The sequence below is a fragment of the Citrobacter sp. Cpo037 genome, assembly GCF_030332945.1.
Taxonomy (GTDB): domain Bacteria; phylum Pseudomonadota; class Gammaproteobacteria; order Enterobacterales; family Enterobacteriaceae; genus Citrobacter; species Citrobacter portucalensis.
This window is the reverse complement of sequence record NZ_JAOWGW010000044.1, coordinates 55,765-71,750: the sequence shown is the minus strand read 5'-3', so window position 1 is coordinate 71,750 and position 15,986 is coordinate 55,765. Positions and strand designations below refer to the sequence as shown.

Here is a 15,986-nt window from a genome sequence, read left to right as displayed (position 1 = left end):
GGCGGCTGCGCCTTATCCGGCCTACAACGACACACCATCAGCTAATAGCAATCGGGAAGATGGACCCGAGGATCATTGCGCCGAGGATCGCCCCGCCGGTAATCGGTTTTTGCCACAGATAAAACAGCAGCGCGCCCGCCAGAGAACCGATTCCGATAGGAATAGAAGCCGTCATCGCGCTAAGGATAATCAACGGTCCGAGGAAGCGGCCGGAGGCGTTACCGGCCCCCATCATGACGTCCGCACCGTAGGTTGAGTCGCTCTGGTTGATGGTGAACTTACGCGCCAGGATGATGATGTAGCCAATCGCCAGACCAATCACCAGACCGGTGACCAGCGAGGCGGCGAAGTTGGCGACCGGGAAGATAATGCCCGCGCCCAGCAGCAGCGCCGGAACACCTAACCCAACCCCGGTTTGAATCGCCCCGCCGATATCCAAAATCCCCACCAGCGAACCTTCAATGATGCGGGCAAACAAGAAGCTTGCGCCAAATGCCGCCACCGCCCCGTAGGAGCCGGTATCCATTCCCGCCTTCAGCATCGCCACAAAAGCCACTTCGTTAAATGCGCCAATACCGTACAGGTAGTACATGTGTGTTCCGGCAAATACGCCAGAGGAGAGCAGGCCCACGAAGATCGGGAACGACCAGTCAGCGAACCAAAAACCTTTATTCTGTTCCATAATGACCTCCGTTATTTGCCGCTGAGCGAGTTGTGGATAAGTTCGAGCCAGTTAGGCACGGTCAGATGGAAGGATTCGATCATCTTCATGTCGAAGCCACGGAAGAAGCCGCTCAGGACAAACAGCGCGACGATAGCCACCATCATCACTTTAGTGACGTGGTTCCAGCCGCTCTCTTCAACACCTTTGCCGATCAGAATGCCGAGAACCAGACCCGGAACGGCGTTGCCCATAATCAGCTGCGCCGCGCCGCCAAAAACGGTGGCCCAGAAGCCGGATTTCTTACCAGCGTCGATCGCCGCCAGCCAGAAGATCACTGGCATCACGGTGTTAACCAGCAGGTTAGCCGCGGGCACCAGCACCTTGACGGCGGTAACTTGCAACGCTTCCGGTACGGATGATGCGGTGAGGTTCAGGAAGGTCACTACGATCATCCCGATAACGCCGCAGGCAATTGCCATGCGTTTGGGGTCGTGCAGCGTTTCACCGACGTTGCGATTTTTAATCATCAGCGCGGCGGCGCCCCAGTTAGGGATGATGCGATGGTCGACGTCCTGCGTGAACGCCCCCGCCGCAACGGAGGAAGCCCAGGCATTAAAGAAGAAGCCCAGGCCGAACGAGAAGTGAGAAGCTGGATCTCCTTCGCAGGAATTCAGTTCTCCCAGAGTACGAAACGCGCCCATCCCTTGAGTGGTAGGCGCATGAAACATGCGTGCAGCCCCAGCGCCGACACCAACGCCAACCAATGCGCCGATGATGAGCGATTTTATTAATATTATCAGGAACATAATTATGCCTTTTAATAGAAAAATCAGCGTTGCGTAACGAAATCCACCTTGTCGAGATTGATGGCAGTCACGTTGACGGTCACGTCCAGCTCCACGCTGAAAGTGCGTCTTTCCCGGCGCAAAAAGAGGAATAAAAACGCCTCTTTACGCACCGATTCATGCGCTTGAACAACCTGCACATCCTGTGGCTCAATACGCAGTAAGATATGCGGCGACGCTTTCATCACTGCAGCCTGAACGTGGTTCAGGGCATCGGCAAAGGCGCGAGCTTTAGTCTCGCCCTTACCCGTGACTCTCACCGTGGTGGTGAATTGCTCTTTCATGCTTAAGCGCCGTGTTTCTTTTGCCACGCCTGCACCAGGCGCTCGCCGAGCTCCTCTTTATCCATAAAGCCGAATCCCAGTACGTTGCACCCTTCGTTGATGGCGGTTACCCCTTCATCGACCGAGCGCATGCCGTATTTCGCCTTGTAACCGTATTTGGTCTGCGCGGTAATCGCACCCGCACCACCGCTGCCACAAAACGAGATACCAAAGGTGGCGTTTTCCGCTTTCATCACGTCACCCAGCTTCATATCTGCTGCAACACCCGGCACCACAACGGCACGGCCACCCGCTTTCTCTACGCCTGCCGCCACTTTCTGGCCTTTACCCAGACGATCGCCAATCACTACGGTAATCTGTTCCATCTTTTGCTCCTTAAAGGTTGTCTTTCGCGACTTCGAAGTGCACCGACAGCAGCCAGGCCTCTTCCTCAGGAAGATTGCCAAACTCGGCGACCACGTCGCGGGCAAGCGCCATTGATTCGGCAGATATTTCATCAAACAAGCTGGCATCGACTTCTGGTAAGGGTTCACCCGTTACCGAGCGGTGCGCCATGGCGCGAACATGCGACGTCAGCATCTGTTCCTGTACGGCGTTGGGAATAATGTTGCGTTCACGCAGCAAGGCATACACCTGCGCCAGCATGCGGTCGGCCAGTTCCACCGATTCCCCCATGTCATTCATTACAGCTCCGTTATTCACTCGTCTTACCCCGTTAATGTCTCTGAGGGTAAATTAGCGACGGAGGTTATGAGTTTGTAGCGAGTTGTTTTCCACTTCGAAGTGGAAAGGTGTGCAGCGATAGTGATCTGTGCCGCAAAAAGGGCTGGAACCACGATTTATCACTGGAAGAATGTGATTGAGATCGCAAGAGCGAGCAGAAAAATGGAAGGAAGTGCGAACAATGAATGGACGATAAAAATGAAAAAATGTGATGGGAATAGCGTTTACTTATGGGACGTGCAGTAGCGGGGGTTTTATCCGACCTACGGGTATGCAGGCCGGATAGCGCAGATTAGCGGAACTTCTTGTGGTTTTCGTTGCGCGTAGTTTTCAGCTCTTCCGCAACGGCTTTCGCCTCTTTAACTTTACCTTCGTTCGCCAGCTTCAACGCACCGTCGATCTGACCGATCAGCGTGTCAAAGCCGTGGCGGAAATCCTTCATCTCCGGGCTGTCCGGGGATTTGTTTTCCAGCTTCGGCGGCGTTCCCTTTTGCGCGTCCAGCGCGGCTGCACGCATTTTGGTTAACGCATCTTTCAGTTCAGTCGCATTATCCGTTTTTTCGACGATTTTCAGGTTGTCGTTGAGGATCCCCATATCGTCTTCAAGATCGGCTGCAAACGCAGAAGAACCAAGAACCAGCGTTGAAGCTGCGACGATCGCTAACAGGTGTTTACGCATTGCTCACTTCCTTTTTTATTATTCAAAAATAAACAAACGCCAGATACCCTCAATAATTCACGCCACAGCTTGAAGTATGACGGATATTATTGCCCGGCGATCTTCATCTCCGGCAACAGGACCGAACCACACTGAATATTACTGCGCGTTTCAATATCGTTGCCGACGGTGACCATATTACGCCACATCTCTTTTAAGTTACCGGCGATGGTAATTTCACTCACCGGGTACTGAATTTCGCCGTTTTCGACCCAGAAGCCCGCCGCGCCGCGCGAGTAATCGCCGGTAATGCCGCTTACGCCCTGTCCCATCAGCTCGGTAACCACAAGACCTGTGCCCATCTCTTTAAGCAACTGCTCGAAGCTTAGACCCTGTCCCGGAATTCGCCAGTTGTGGATCCCGCCTGCATGACCGGTGCTCTTCAGCCCCAGCTTACGTGCGGAATAGTTGGTCAGCAGCCACTGAGTCAGCACGCCGTCTTTAATAATGTCGCGGCGTTCGGTCCGTACGCCTTCGCTGTCGAACGGCGACGACGCCAGCCCTTTCAGCAAGTGCGGATGTTCTTCAATGGTCAGCCATTCCGGCAGAATTTGCTTGCCCAGCGAGTCGAGCAGGAAGGTGGATTTGCGGTACACCGAGCCACCAGCAATCGCGCCAACCAGGTGTCCGAACAGTCCGGTCGCCACTTCATTGGCGAAAATCACTGGTGCTTTCATGGTGGAAAGTTTACGCGGAGACAGGCGAGATAAGGTACGGCGAGCACAGTCAGCCCCCACCCACTCCGGCGTTTGCAGATCGCCCATCGCCCGGCCAATGGTGTAGGCGTAATCACGCTCCATATCGCCATTTTCTTCTGCGATTACGCAGCTGGAAAGGGAATGGCGCGTGGAGCAATAGCCCTGCAGCATGCCGTGGCTGTTGCCAAACACTTTGATGCCATAGTGGCTGTTAAAGCTGCCGCCTTCGGTGTTGGTGATACGTTTGTCAGCCTGCAACGCCGCCTGTTCTGCACGAGCAGCCAGTTCGATAGCTTCATCAGGGGAAACTTCCGCCGGGTGAAACAGGTCCAGATCGGGCGCATCAAAGGCCAGCAGTTCTTTATCTGCCACGCCCGCACACGGGTCCGGCGAAGTGTAACGTGCAATGTCCAGCGCGGCCTGCACGGTGCGTGCAATCGCCTGCAGGCTTAAATCGGTGGACGATGCGCTGCCTTTACGGTTTTGATGGTAAACCGTAATCCCCAGTGCACCATCGCTATTGAATTCGACGTTCTCCACTTCACCATAACGGGTGCTGACGCTAATACCCGTGGTCTTGCTCACAGCGACTTCCGCGCCATCCGACTTACCTGACGCTAATTCCAGTGCCGTCGAGACTGCTTCTTCCAGAATCTTACGCTGCGCTTCAACTTGTGAGATTACTTTCATCGCAAATGCCATAATGTAGAGAGAGTTTCTCTGAAGTCTAACAGAGAACCGTTTTTCAGTGCGCATCTTAACTGGTAACATTAGCCTCTTTTTTTAAGGAGCCTGACATGACTAAGCAGCCCGAAGACTGGCTCGACGACGTTCCCGGTGATGACATCGAAGACGAAGACGATGAAATTATCTGGGTCAGTAAAAGTGAAATAAAACGTGACGCCGAGGAGTTAAAACACCTTGGTGTGGAACTGGTAAAACTGGGGAAAAACGCGCTGGACAAAATCCCGCTCGATGCGGATTTACGTGCCGCGATTGAGCTGGCCCAGCGTATTAAGATGGAAGGTCGCCGTCGTCAGCTGCAGCTGATTGGCAAAATGTTGCGCCAGCGCGATGTTGATCCTATCCGTCAGGCGTTGGACAAGCTAAAAAACCGTCATAACCAACAGGTCGTTGTCTTCCATAAGCTGGAGCAACTGCGTGACCGTATGGTTGACGGTAGCGATGAAGCTATCGAAGAAGTGATGAACCTGTGGCCTGACGCCGACCGTCAGCAACTGCGTTCGCTGGTGCGTAACGCCAGGAAAGAAAAAGCGGGCAACAAGCCGCCAAAATCTTCCCGCCAGATCTTCCAGTATCTGCGTGAACTGGCGGAAAACGAGGCCTAACCTCTTCGTCCGCCGAAAGTGCCGGATGGCGGTGCAAATACCTTATCCGGCCTACGATCCGTTGTAGGCCCGGTAAGCGTAGCGCCACCGGGCATTTTTTACTCTTCTTCCGCCTGAGCTTTCTTCGCCAGACCATCCAGCAGTTTTTGATGAATGCCGCCAAACCCGCCGTTGCTCATCACCAGAATGTGATCGCCAGGCTGTGCGGTTTTCACCACCATATCTGCCAGTGCATCCACATCGCCGCTCCAGTGTGCCGGCTGAACGCAGGCTTCAGCGACTTCTGCTACCTGCCACGGAATGTGCGGGGGTTGCAGCAGGAACACTTCGTCTGCACGCCCTAACGACGGCGCCAGGTCATCTTTGCACAAACCCATTTTCATGGTGTTCGAGCGAGGTTCCAGCACCGCGATGATGCGCGCCGTGCCGCCCACTTTACCGCGCAGTGCCGCAAGCGTTGCCAGAATGGCCGTCGGGTGATGGGCAAAATCGTCATACACCGTCACGCCATTGGCTTCACCGCGCAGCTCAAGACGGCGACGGGCGTTGATGAACGAGCCCAATGCATTGGCCGCATCCGCAGGCACGACGCCAACATGACGCGCGGCTGCAATCGCCATCAGGCCATTGTGCATGTTGTGCTCGCCCACCAGGCCCCACTTCACTTCGCCGACTTTTTCACCGTCCAGCCACACTTCCCACTCGGAGGCATCGGTGGTCAGCTTTTTCGCCTGCCAGTGACCTTGTTCGCCCACCAGCTCTTGTTCGCTCCAGCAGCCCATCGCCATCGTCTGTTTCAGATTGATGTCGTTTTCCGGGTAGATGATGCGTCCCTGGCCCGGCACGATACGCACCAGATGGTGGAACTGTTTCTGAATAGCTTTCAGATCGTCAAAGATATCCGCGTGATCGAACTCAAGGTTATTGAGGATCAGCGTGCGCGGGCAGTAATGCACGAATTTAGAACGCTTGTCGAAGAACGCACAGTCGTACTCATCCGCTTCAATCACGAAGAAGTCGCTCTCGCCAAGGCGCGCGGAAACCTCAAAGTTGCCCGGAACGCCGCCAATCACAAAGCCAGGTTTATAGCCGCAGGCTTCGAGGATCCAGGTCGCCATCCCGGCGGTGGTGGTTTTGCCGTGCGTACCCGCAACCGCCAGTACCCAGCGATCGCGCAAGACAAAGTCATGCAGCCACTGCGGGCCGGACATGTACGGAATGTTCTTTTCCAGCACCGCTTCCACGCACGGATTACCACGGGTCATAGCATTGCCAATGATCACCAGGTCCGGCTGTGGGTCGAGCTGGCTGGCATCGTAACCCTGAATCAGATCAATGCCTTGCTTCTCAAGTAAGGTACTCATCGGCGGATACACATTGGCGTCCGAACCGGTTACTTCATGACCGAGCGAGCGCGCCAGCATCGCCAGACCGCCCATGAAAGTGCCACAAATTCCCAAAATATGAATGCGCATACGTCACTATCCTTTTTTAATCTGGGGGCCATTTTACGCACATGTCCGGCAAGTGAGAAACGCATTTCAGGATATTCCGCAGTTTGCTGGCGCGATTCACCTAAGCGCAACAAAGGAAATATTTGTTAATATTGTTGCGGTCGCTTTACTCCACATAAATTGCAGGGAAAGTGTTATGAAAACGTTAGGTGAATTTATTGTCGAAAAGCAGCACGAGTTTTCTCATGCTACCGGTGAGCTCACTGCTTTGTTGTCGGCAATAAAGCTGGGCGCCAAGATCATCCACCGCGATATCAATAAGGCCGGTCTGGTCGATATCCTGGGTGCCAGCGGTGCTGAGAACGTGCAGGGAGAGGTTCAGCAAAAACTCGATCTGTTCGCGAACGAAAAACTGAAAGCTGCACTGAAGGCGCGCGACATTGTGGCGGGCATTGCCTCAGAAGAAGAAGATGAAATCGTCGTCTTTGAAGGCTGTGAACACGCTAAATACGTTGTGCTAATGGATCCGCTGGATGGCTCATCCAACATCGATGTTAACGTCTCTGTCGGTACAATTTTCTCTATTTACCGCCGCGTAACCCCAGTCGGCACACCGGTCACGGAAGAGGATTTCCTGCAACCGGGCAACAAGCAGGTTGCTGCAGGTTACGTTGTTTATGGTTCTTCCACCATGCTGGTGTATACCACCGGCTGTGGCGTACATGCCTTCACCTACGATCCTTCTCTGGGCGTATTCTGCCTCAGCCAGGAACGTATGCGCTTCCCGGCGAAAGGCAGCACGTACTCCATCAACGAAGGTAACTACATCAAATTCCCAAACGGCGTGAAGAAGTACATTAAATTCTGCCAGGAAGAAGATAAGCCAACCCAGCGCCCGTATACCTCACGCTACATTGGCTCTCTGGTTGCGGATTTCCATCGCAATCTGCTGAAAGGCGGGATCTACCTGTACCCAAGCACCGCCAGCCACCCGCAAGGGAAACTGCGTCTGCTGTATGAATGCAACCCGATGGCCTTCCTGGCCGAGCAGGCGGGCGGCAAAGCCAGCGATGGTAAAGAACGCATTCTGGATATCACCCCAGAAAGTCTGCACCAGCGCCGCTCCTTCTTCGTGGGTAACGACCATATGGTTGAAGATGTAGAACGCTTTATCCGCGAGTTCCCGGACGCGTAAGTATCATTCATCGCACGGACGTAGGCCGGATAAAACGCGTAGCGTTGCCATCCGGCCTACAAAATCCATCGTCCGGTTACGCTTTCTGTAGCTTAAATACGGCCATTGCTTCGATTAGCGCTGAAGACTGCTCTTCCAGCGAGCGGGTAGCCGCTGAAGACTGCTGTACCAGCGCCGCGTTTTGCTGCGCCGTTTCATCCATCTGAATCACCGCGATATTCACCTGCTCTATGCCGCGACTCTGTTCCTGGGACGCACTGGCAATTTCACGCATCAGTTTGGTCATACGCATAACCTCGGTCGCGATTTCATCCATGGTTTCACCCGCCTGCTGCGCCAGTTCACTGCCTTCCCCCACATGGGTGTGCGAATCGCTGATTAGCGTACGGATCTCTTTGGCCGCCTCGGAGCTGCGACTGGCCAGATTACGCACTTCACCAGCAACAACCGCAAAGCCCCGCCCCTGCTCACCAGCTCGCGCCGCTTCAACGGAAGCATTGAGCGCCAGAATATTGGTCTGGAAAGCAATGCCATCAATCACGCTGAGGATGTCGGCGATTCGGCTGGAACTTCCTGAAATATCGCGCATTTTCTCGATCACATAGCACACCATTTCGCTACCGCGATCGGCAGTATCCGACACCGATTTTGCCAGCTGGTGCGCCTGTTCCGCGTTCTGCGCATTCTGTTTCACCGTCGCCGTGAGTTCTTCCATGCTGGCGGCTGTCTGCTCCAGCGAAGTGGCTGTCGATTCAGTGCGTTGCGCCAGATGCTGGTTACCGGCCGTCAGTTCACGACTGCCAATATCAATTTGCGAGCTGGCATCGCGTACGCGCTGTACCGAGTCGCCCAGCGCATGGCGCATATCATCCATTGCCGCATTCAGGCGGTTGAATTCGGCGCTGGCTGACAGCGCGGTAACCGGCGACAAGTCCCCCGTTGCCAGGCGTTCCAGTTGCTCAACCATGGTATCCAACGGTTTGAGAAACTTATTTCGCAGCATAAACCAAATGACCGCCAGCAATGCGATAGCAGCCAACATCGCAGCGCTCATAATACCGTGATAAATCAACGATGTAATGACACGGGTAGAAGCATATAGCCCCATACCACCGGTCAGTAACAGAAGGAACGTCAGCAGAGACAATAACACCAACAAACTTGATCGAATTGAAAGGGATTTTGGCATCGTTATATTTCCGGTTGTAGGGTTAAAACAGACCTGTACAGAACCTATCGACTACAACCGGAAAAAGTTTAGGTATTTAAATGTTTTGTGCAAAATCAGGATGTTACTTTGGTGTTGCCGCCGTACCCACTCGGGTCACCGGCGAGCTTTGACGATTTTCCCAAAGCACCGTCAGACCGCGTTGTAACGCTATAAATATAAACAATAAAATGCCAATCGCGATCTTCGTCCACCAGGAACTTAATGTGCCGTCAAAATTAATGTAGGTCTGGATCAGTCCCTGAATGGCGACGCCAAACAACGTCCCTAACACTGTACCAACCCCACCGCTGAGCAGCGTTCCGCCAATCACCACTGAGGCTATCGCATCCAGTTCGACGCCAACGCCCGCCAGCGCATAGCCCGCCTGGGTGTAAATGGAAAAGACAATGCCGGCAAGCGTCGCAAGCCCGGTAGACAGCATATAAATGCGGATGGTGGTGCTGCGGGTTGAGATGCCCATCAGGTTGGCAGAAGTGGCGTTGCCGCCAATCGCGTAAACCTGATTACCAAAGCGCGTACGGTGCGCCAGGAATATGCCGATGACGACAACCGCCAGCATCAGCAATCCCATCGCGCTCAGGCGACCACCGCCGGGAATTTTCCATGCCAGGCTTGAGAGCGTGTCATAAACCGGATGATTAATTGGGATAGATTCTTCAGAGACCAGATAGCTGACGCCGCGCAGGAAGAACATTCCCGCCAGGGTGATAATAAATGCCGGGATCTTCAGCGCATCAATCAGTAACCCCATAAACGCGCCAAACGTGCAGCCCATCAGCAAAACCAATGGGAACGCCAGCAGCGGGGAAATGCCCCAATAACCAATGGCCTTTGCCAGAAATACGCCGGTAAAGGCGATCACCGAGCCAACGGAAAGGTCGATCCCGCCAGAGAGGATCACGAAGGTCATGCCTACGGCAATGATGCCCAGAAAGGCGTTATCGGTCAGGATATTGCAAATGACCCGGGTGGAAGCAAAAGCGGGAAACTGCGTCAGGCAGTAGAGATAACCCAGCACAAACACGCCGAGGGTGATCATCAGCGGTAAATTACGTTTTATCATGACCACGCACTCCTTTTATCAGGCTGATAAAGCGTTGCGACTGCACGACCAGCACACACAACACCACCACGGCTTTGACCACCTGATTCAGTTCCGGCTGGAAGCCCGACAGCAAAATCCCGGTGTTCATGCCCTGAATAATCAACGCGCCTACCACCGACAGCAGCAGGTTAAAGCGCCCGCCCATCAGCGAGCCGCCGCCGATAACCACCGCCAGGATGGCATCCAGCTCCAGCCATAATCCGGCGTTATTGGCATCTGCCCCCCGGATATCCGCCGTGACGATAATGCCAGCGATAGCCGCGCACAGGCCGCTCAGCACATAGGTGAGCATCACGATAATGCGGGTGTTCACCCCGGCGTTTTTTGCCGCACGAATGTTGATACCCACCGCTTCGATAAACATACCCAGCGCCGTTTTCCGCGTCAGCAGCCAGAACACCACCAGCGTGAGCAGTGCAATAATTACCGGCGTGGGGAATAGTAAAAGCGAGCCGCTGCCAAACCATGACAGTTCGGGCGAGTTAAAGGTGACGATCTGCCCGGAAGTGATAAGCTGCGCCACCCCGCGCCCGGCCACCATCAGGATTAGCGTGGCGACGAACGGTTGAATCTTGAGGATGGCCACCAGAATCCCGTTCCACAGCCCAGCCAGAATGCCGGAGCCTAAGGCGGCAAGCAGAACCACCGGCAGACTGTGCCCGGCCACCGTCATCGCCGCAGTAGTGGCACCGGCAATAGCCATGACGGCCCCCACGGAAAGGTCGATACCGCCGGTGGCAATCACCAGCGTCATACCAATCGCCAACAGCGCCACGGGAGCGGCGCGGTTGAGAATATCAATCGGGCTACCGAACAGCCGACCATCCTGCAAAATCACCTGGTAGAAATGCGGGGCGACCAGGCTATCCACCAGCAGCACCAGCAGTAACGCCACCAGCTGTGGCATCCCCTTTGGCCAACGGAACCGCCGTTTAGACGGATTGGATTGAGGGAGAGATTGAGGCATCACCATAGTCTCCTTAGGCCGCAATGGCGTTCATGATTGCCGGTACGGACAGTTCAGCCAGTGGGATCTCTGCCACCTGTTTGCGATCGCGCATAATAATGACCCGATCGGCATAGCCCACTAACTCTTCCAGTTCGGATGAAATGACCAGCAGCGCCAGACCATCCGCGCACAGCGTTTCGATCAGGCGGATGATCTCCGCATGCGCGCCAACGTCGATCCCACGCGTGGGTTCATCGAGGATCAGGAACTGCGGTTTGGTCAGTAACCAGCGCGAGAGCAATACTTTTTGCTGATTGCCGCCGGAGAGAAATTCGATCGGTTGCTCCGCGTTTGGAGTACGAATACCAAGCTGGCGGATAAACCGCTCGGCAATCTCGTTTTGCTCTTTACGGGGAATAGGCCGCAGCCAGCCGCGCTGCGCCTGCAATGCCAGAATGATGTTTTCCCGCACCGAAGCGGCGGCAATAATGCCATCCGTTTTGCGATCCTCCGGACAGAAACCGATCCCCAGACACGAAGCCTGATGTGGCGAGCGCAAAGTCTGCGATTTGCCTTTGATCAGCGCACTTCCGCTGTCGGCGGGTTTAATACCGAAGATCACCTCCGCCGTTTCCGTTCGCCCGGATCCCAGTAGTCCGGCGAGACCGACGATCTCACCGGGACGCACCTGTAGATCAAATGGCGCGATGGTGCCTTTTTTGCCAAAGCCGCTGAATGCCGCCACCGGTTTATCACTCAGCAACGTGCGGCCCGCACGCTGTAGTGCATGGGTATCCAGTTCACGGCCCAGCATCATTTTGACCAGTTCGATCTGAGGCAGTTCTCGGGTTTCACGGCAGCCAACGAAGCCGCCGTTACGCAGAACGGTAATGCGATCGCTGACCTGATAAACCTGATCGAGAAAGTGGGTGACGAAGATCAGACTGACGCCCCGATCGCGCAGATGTCGCATCAGGCCAAACAGCATTTCAACTTCCTGGGTATCAAGGCTGGCGGTCGGCTCATCGAGGATCAGCACTTTCGCGGAGAGATCGATCGCCCGACAGATGGCGACGATTTGTTGCATCGCCACGGAAAAGCGGTTCAGCGGCTCGCGCACGTCGAGGGAAAAACCGTATGACGCCATCAGCTCCGTCGCGCGTTTTTCCATCTGTTTGCGCTGGAGCAGGCCAAAGCGCCGCGGTTCACGACCAATAAATAAGTTATCGGCAACCGACATATTGGGCAGCAGGTTCACTTCCTGGTACACGGTGCCAATCCCCAGTTGCTGGGCATGGGCGGTGTTTTTGGGGGAAATCGGTTGGCCTTCGAGCCAGATAGTGCCACGATCGGCATGGTAAACGCCGGTCAGCGCTTTGATGAGCGTCGATTTGCCGGCTCCGTTTTCTCCCAGCAGCGCCATAATTTCACCGCGACGCAAGCTGAAATCCACGTTATCCAACGCTTTGACGCCGGGAAAGAATTTGCTTAATCCTTCAGTGCGGAGGATTTCCTGATGTTGGTCGGTGGTCATGGCATTCCTCCGGTACGAGGTCACGGCGTTTCGTAGGCCTGATAAGCGCAGCGCCATCAGGCAACAAATGCCGGATGGCGGCGTAACGCCTTATCCGGCCTACGGAAGACCGACAGAAAAACTAGTAGCCCATGTTTTTCTTCTTCTCTAACTCTTCTTTTGCCGTATCTGGCAGATAGAGGATCGACTTGGTAATGGTCAGCTTCTCAGGCATCGTGCCGTCTTTTTTGAATTTCTCCAGCGCGTCGAATGCCGGGCCGGCCATATTCGGCGTCAGTTCGACGCTGGCGTTGGCTTCGCCGTCAATCATCGCTTTGTAGATATCCGGTACGCCATCGATAGAACCGGTGAGAATATCTTTGCCAGGTTTCAGGCCCGCTTCTTTGATCGCCTGAATCGCACCGATCACCATGTCATCGTTGTGGGCGTAAACCATACAGATGTTCTTGCCGTTGTTTTCCGCTTTGATAAAGCTCTCCATCACTTCTTTCCCTTTACTGCGGGTGAAGTCACCGGACTGAGAGCGAATAATTTTGATGTTTGGCGCACTGGCAATGGCTTCAGCAAAGCCTTTCTTACGATCGATCGCCACGCTGGCCCCAACGGTCCCTTGCAGCTCAACGACGTTACACGGCTTGCCGTCCACTTGTTTAATCAGCCAGTCGCCGATCAATTTACCTTCCAGCACGTTGTCGGCGGTGACCGTGGTCATATAGAGAGATTTGTCTTTTACATCGATGGAACGATCGAGCAAAAAGACCGGAATGTCGGCATCTTTAGCTTCTTTTAACACCGGCTCCCAACCCGTTGCCACGACCGGCGCAATAAAGATGGCGTCGACGCCCTGCGCAACAAATGAGCGGACTGCTTTAATCTGGTTTTCCTGCTTTTGCTGGCCATCAGCGATTTTCAGCGTAATTCCCCGCTTTTCGGCCTCGCTTTTCGCGACGTTGGTTTCTGCGGCGCGCCAGCCGGATTCAGAGCCAACCTGCGAAAATCCTACGGTTAAAGGGGCTGCCATTGCCATAGACGACATGGCTGCCGAAACTGCTGTGACTAAAAGTAAGCGCTTCCACATAAGTGCGTCCTCGTAGGGTGATTATTGTTGGTTAATTAACCGTTGCGAAAAAACTATAGACAATTGAGCATGTAACGGATTGCGTTACATCACACTTCAAAAAAGTAAATAAAACGTTAATCACAACTTTGTAATCGCTTTCATCTCACTATGAAAAATGCGGCTGAAGATATGGATTTTTCTGTCACGAGAGAGAGGTAAAAAGAAGAAAATGCACGCAGAGAAAGCGAAAACAAGCGGAGACATTCCGCGCGAGTTGGCTATAATACCCGCCACTTGTTTGCCATAGCTTATTTAAAGGAAACAGACATGAGCTTACTCAACGTCCCTGCCGGTAAAGACCTGCCGGAAGATATCTACGTTGTTATCGAGATCCCTGCGAACGCAGATCCGATCAAATACGAAGTTGACAAAGAGAGCGGCGCCCTGTTCGTTGACCGCTTCATGTCCACCGCGATGTTCTATCCGTGCAACTACGGTTACATCAACCACACCCTGTCTCTGGATGGTGACCCGGTAGACGTTCTGGTCCCGACTCCGTACCCGCTGGAGCCAGGTTCAGTGATCCGCTGCCGTCCGGTTGGCGTACTGAAAATGACCGACGAATCCGGTGAAGATGCGAAACTGGTTGCGGTACCGCACACCAAGCTGAGCAAAGAATACGATCACATCAAAGATGTGACCGACCTGCCGGAACTGCTGAAAGCGCAGATCACCCACTTCTTCGAACACTACAAAGATCTCGAAGCGGGCAAATGGGTGAAAGTTGACGGTTGGGACAACGCTGAAGCTGCTAAAGCTGAAATCGTTGCTTCCTTCGAGCGCGCGAAGAAGTAAGTTCGCGTTAGCGTAAAGCCCTGAACGCCAGCCCCTGGTTAGTAAGGGTTTTTTAATTTCTACTTTCTTTTCCCCCTCCCCTTCGCTGTTTTCTTTTTGACCTACCAGATTGGGTAGTCACATTTCATTTATGTTAATTGCGAATGAGATTAGATCTCATTATCATTCTCAGCATGTAAATAAATGTGAATAAAAGTCAATGAACCTCCACAATGTGAAGTCCCTGAAACGCTATTCCTGCGTGGCTCTCGCCATAGCACTGTTATTTACCAGCCTGTCCAGCGTGGCACAGACGCTACCTGAGAAAGATTTTCTGACCCGCGACGTTGGCAACGGCGTGTATGAACTGGCGGTTGATAGCCAGCAGAATGCGCTTTTTGCTGCCTCGTCGCCGTCGTTTGATAAAGATAAAACCAGCGGGCTTATCTATAAACTCGATCTGGAGAAGCTCACCACGACTGAAGTTATCGAAACCAGCCGTCGTGCCTTTGCCACTGCCCTGGATGCAGGAAACCAGGTGCTCTATGTCGGCAACACGCTGGAGGGTTCGGTCACGCTCATTGATACCCGCAGCGGTAAAGAGATGGCGATACTGCAACTGAGCGAAGCCAAAAACCCGAAAGAAATTGTCCATACCCGCGAAATGGTGCTCGATAAACAGCATCACCGCCTGTACGTTTCCGGCGTGGCTGAAAAAGGCATTGTCTGGGTGGTGGATACGCAAAAGCGCGAGAAAATCGCTACCCTTGAAAACATGGGCCAATATCCGACCGGCATGGCCGTCGATGCAAATAAGAACCGCCTGTATGTCGTAAATGGCCGCAACGAACTTATTACACTGGATACCACCAACCATCAAATTATTAGCCGCTTTAGCATTGAGCCAGGCAAAAAACATTTTTTCCTGAATATTGCTTTGGATGCAAAAAATAATCGCGCATTCCTGACCGATCCTGATTTAGCGGATGTACTGGTTGTTGATATTAATACCGGTAAGGTTATTGCCCCCATTAAGGTTATCAACTCGCTGGCGGTGATATATAACGAAAAACGCCAGGAAGTGTATATCACCCACCGAAATGCAAAACGCATCAGCATTGTGGACAGCAAGACTTATCAGGTAAAACAAAGCATTGAAACCAATGCGTTACCTAACAGCCTGGCGCTCTCGTCTGATGCCAACACCCTGTATGTCAGCGTCAAACAGCCGGAAAAAATGGCAGGTGTGAAGCCCGACTACGTGCTGAAAATCGACCTCTCCAAATATTAATAATTAAAAACGCTTCTGACACCTTGCAGCTTTTCTGGGCTGCAAGGTGATG

Annotated in this window: 17 protein-coding genes; 4 read left to right on the top strand and 13 right to left on the bottom strand. The window is 53.6% G+C overall.

Annotated features, from left to right (window positions below):
- Positions 1 to 37 precede the first annotated feature (37 nt).
- The 7 genes from OGX94_RS05715 to pmbA all read right to left on the bottom strand — a co-directional run bounded on the left by OGX94_RS05715 (position 38) and on the right by pmbA (position 4,634).
- Positions 38 to 682: a DUF4310 family protein gene (locus tag OGX94_RS05715; RefSeq protein WP_003830379.1), complete on the bottom strand. Its 645-nt coding sequence runs from the start codon at positions 680 to 682 to the stop codon at positions 38 to 40.
- A gap of 11 nt (positions 683 to 693) precedes the next feature.
- Entirely contained in the window at positions 694 to 1,470 is a 777-nt protein-coding gene (locus OGX94_RS05710; RefSeq protein ID WP_003025764.1) for a DUF4311 domain-containing protein, read from the bottom strand.
- Between the two features lie 23 nt (positions 1,471 to 1,493).
- Positions 1,494 to 1,793, bottom strand: coding sequence for a DUF4312 family protein (locus OGX94_RS05705; protein WP_003830382.1), 300 nt, complete (start codon positions 1,791 to 1,793; stop codon positions 1,494 to 1,496).
- 2 nt (positions 1,794 to 1,795) lie between these two features.
- Positions 1,796 to 2,158 (bottom strand): SFCGS family glycine-rich protein, encoded by a 363-nt coding sequence (locus OGX94_RS05700; RefSeq protein WP_003830384.1) that lies wholly within the window; start codon positions 2,156 to 2,158, stop codon positions 1,796 to 1,798.
- A gap of 10 nt (positions 2,159 to 2,168) precedes the next feature.
- Positions 2,169 to 2,477, bottom strand: a complete 309-nt coding sequence (locus OGX94_RS05695; protein ID WP_003025758.1) for a glycine dehydrogenase — start codon at positions 2,475 to 2,477, stop codon at positions 2,169 to 2,171.
- A gap of 331 nt (positions 2,478 to 2,808) precedes the next feature.
- Positions 2,809 to 3,195 (bottom strand): cytochrome b562, encoded by a 387-nt coding sequence (cybC, locus tag OGX94_RS05690; protein ID WP_003025756.1) that lies wholly within the window; start codon positions 3,193 to 3,195, stop codon positions 2,809 to 2,811.
- Between the two features lie 86 nt (positions 3,196 to 3,281).
- The gene (gene pmbA / locus OGX94_RS05685; RefSeq protein WP_286568865.1) at positions 3,282 to 4,634 is read right to left on the bottom strand and encodes a metalloprotease PmbA; all 1,353 of its coding nucleotides are present in this window, start codon (positions 4,632 to 4,634) and stop codon (positions 3,282 to 3,284) included.
- 95 nt (positions 4,635 to 4,729) lie between these two features.
- On the opposite strand from pmbA, the gene yjgA reads away from it, so the two are divergent.
- Positions 4,730 to 5,281: a ribosome biogenesis factor YjgA gene (gene yjgA / locus OGX94_RS05680; RefSeq protein ID WP_008786039.1), complete on the top strand. Its 552-nt coding sequence runs from the start codon at positions 4,730 to 4,732 to the stop codon at positions 5,279 to 5,281.
- A gap of 98 nt (positions 5,282 to 5,379) precedes the next feature.
- Here yjgA and mpl read toward each other — a convergent pair whose 3' ends face one another.
- A complete protein-coding gene (mpl, locus tag OGX94_RS05675; RefSeq protein WP_003830388.1) occupies positions 5,380 to 6,756 on the bottom strand; it encodes a UDP-N-acetylmuramate:L-alanyl-gamma-D-glutamyl-meso-diaminopimelate ligase in 1,377 nt (458 codons plus the stop codon).
- 175 nt (positions 6,757 to 6,931) lie between these two features.
- Here mpl and fbp point away from each other — a divergent pair, with 175 nt between their 5' ends.
- The gene (gene fbp, locus OGX94_RS05670) at positions 6,932 to 7,930 is read left to right on the top strand and encodes a class 1 fructose-bisphosphatase (RefSeq protein ID WP_003830390.1); all 999 of its coding nucleotides are present in this window, start codon (positions 6,932 to 6,934) and stop codon (positions 7,928 to 7,930) included.
- A 76-nt stretch (positions 7,931 to 8,006) separates the two neighbouring features.
- Here fbp and OGX94_RS05665 read toward each other — a convergent pair whose 3' ends face one another.
- From OGX94_RS05665 to ytfQ, 5 genes are all read right to left on the bottom strand, one after another.
- A complete protein-coding gene (locus tag OGX94_RS05665; protein WP_257662246.1) occupies positions 8,007 to 9,119 on the bottom strand; it encodes a methyl-accepting chemotaxis protein in 1,113 nt (370 codons plus the stop codon).
- A 103-nt stretch (positions 9,120 to 9,222) separates the two neighbouring features.
- Positions 9,223 to 10,224, bottom strand: coding sequence for a galactofuranose ABC transporter, permease protein YjfF (gene yjfF / locus OGX94_RS05660; RefSeq protein ID WP_003830394.1), 1,002 nt, complete (start codon positions 10,222 to 10,224; stop codon positions 9,223 to 9,225).
- Complete coding sequence (gene ytfT, locus OGX94_RS05655) at positions 10,211 to 11,233, bottom strand: galactofuranose ABC transporter, ATP-binding protein YtfT (RefSeq protein ID WP_003830397.1); 1,023 nt, start codon at positions 11,231 to 11,233, stop codon at positions 10,211 to 10,213. The genes yjfF and ytfT overlap by 14 nt, the downstream gene beginning before the upstream one ends.
- A gap of 13 nt (positions 11,234 to 11,246) precedes the next feature.
- A complete protein-coding gene (gene ytfR / locus OGX94_RS05650) occupies positions 11,247 to 12,749 on the bottom strand; it encodes a galactofuranose ABC transporter, ATP-binding protein YtfR (RefSeq protein ID WP_191221901.1) in 1,503 nt (500 codons plus the stop codon).
- 121 nt (positions 12,750 to 12,870) lie between these two features.
- Positions 12,871 to 13,827, bottom strand: coding sequence for a galactofuranose ABC transporter substrate-binding protein YtfQ (ytfQ, locus tag OGX94_RS05645; protein ID WP_003025728.1), 957 nt, complete (start codon positions 13,825 to 13,827; stop codon positions 12,871 to 12,873).
- A 309-nt stretch (positions 13,828 to 14,136) separates the two neighbouring features.
- Here ytfQ and ppa point away from each other — a divergent pair, with 309 nt between their 5' ends.
- Positions 14,137 to 14,664, top strand: coding sequence for an inorganic diphosphatase (ppa, locus tag OGX94_RS05640; RefSeq protein ID WP_003025726.1), 528 nt, complete (start codon positions 14,137 to 14,139; stop codon positions 14,662 to 14,664).
- A 199-nt stretch (positions 14,665 to 14,863) separates the two neighbouring features.
- Complete coding sequence (yncE, locus tag OGX94_RS05635) at positions 14,864 to 15,934, top strand: 7-bladed beta-propeller protein YncE (protein WP_257662245.1); 1,071 nt, start codon at positions 14,864 to 14,866, stop codon at positions 15,932 to 15,934.
- Positions 15,935 to 15,986 lie beyond the last annotated feature (52 nt).

Excerpts from the sequence above, each read along its gene's own strand:
- OGX94_RS05715 (WP_003830379.1), bottom strand. The coding sequence starts at position 682 with ATGGAACAGAATAAAGGTTTTTGGTTCGCTGACTGGTCGTTCCCGATC.
- OGX94_RS05710 (WP_003025764.1), bottom strand. The coding sequence starts at position 1,470 with ATGTTCCTGATAATATTAATAAAATCGCTCATCATCGGCGCATTGGTT.
- OGX94_RS05705 (WP_003830382.1), bottom strand. The coding sequence starts at position 1,793 with ATGAAAGAGCAATTCACCACCACGGTGAGAGTCACGGGTAAGGGCGAG.
- OGX94_RS05700 (WP_003830384.1), bottom strand. The coding sequence starts at position 2,158 with ATGGAACAGATTACCGTAGTGATTGGCGATCGTCTGGGTAAAGGCCAG.
- OGX94_RS05695 (WP_003025758.1), bottom strand. The coding sequence starts at position 2,477 with ATGAATGACATGGGGGAATCGGTGGAACTGGCCGACCGCATGCTGGCG.
- cybC (WP_003025756.1), bottom strand. The coding sequence starts at position 3,195 with ATGCGTAAACACCTGTTAGCGATCGTCGCAGCTTCAACGCTGGTTCTT.
- pmbA (WP_286568865.1), bottom strand. The coding sequence starts at position 4,634 with ATGGCATTTGCGATGAAAGTAATCTCACAAGTTGAAGCGCAGCGTAAG.
- yjgA (WP_008786039.1), top strand. The coding sequence starts at position 4,730 with ATGACTAAGCAGCCCGAAGACTGGCTCGACGACGTTCCCGGTGATGAC.
- mpl (WP_003830388.1), bottom strand. The coding sequence starts at position 6,756 with ATGCGCATTCATATTTTGGGAATTTGTGGCACTTTCATGGGCGGTCTG.
- fbp (WP_003830390.1), top strand. The coding sequence starts at position 6,932 with ATGAAAACGTTAGGTGAATTTATTGTCGAAAAGCAGCACGAGTTTTCT.
- OGX94_RS05665 (WP_257662246.1), bottom strand. The coding sequence starts at position 9,119 with ATGCCAAAATCCCTTTCAATTCGATCAAGTTTGTTGGTGTTATTGTCT.
- yjfF (WP_003830394.1), bottom strand. The coding sequence starts at position 10,224 with ATGATAAAACGTAATTTACCGCTGATGATCACCCTCGGCGTGTTTGTG.
- ytfT (WP_003830397.1), bottom strand. The coding sequence starts at position 11,233 with ATGCCTCAATCTCTCCCTCAATCCAATCCGTCTAAACGGCGGTTCCGT.
- ytfR (WP_191221901.1), bottom strand. The coding sequence starts at position 12,749 with ATGACCACCGACCAACATCAGGAAATCCTCCGCACTGAAGGATTAAGC.
- ytfQ (WP_003025728.1), bottom strand. The coding sequence starts at position 13,827 with ATGTGGAAGCGCTTACTTTTAGTCACAGCAGTTTCGGCAGCCATGTCG.
- ppa (WP_003025726.1), top strand. The coding sequence starts at position 14,137 with ATGAGCTTACTCAACGTCCCTGCCGGTAAAGACCTGCCGGAAGATATC.
- yncE (WP_257662245.1), top strand. The coding sequence starts at position 14,864 with ATGAACCTCCACAATGTGAAGTCCCTGAAACGCTATTCCTGCGTGGCT.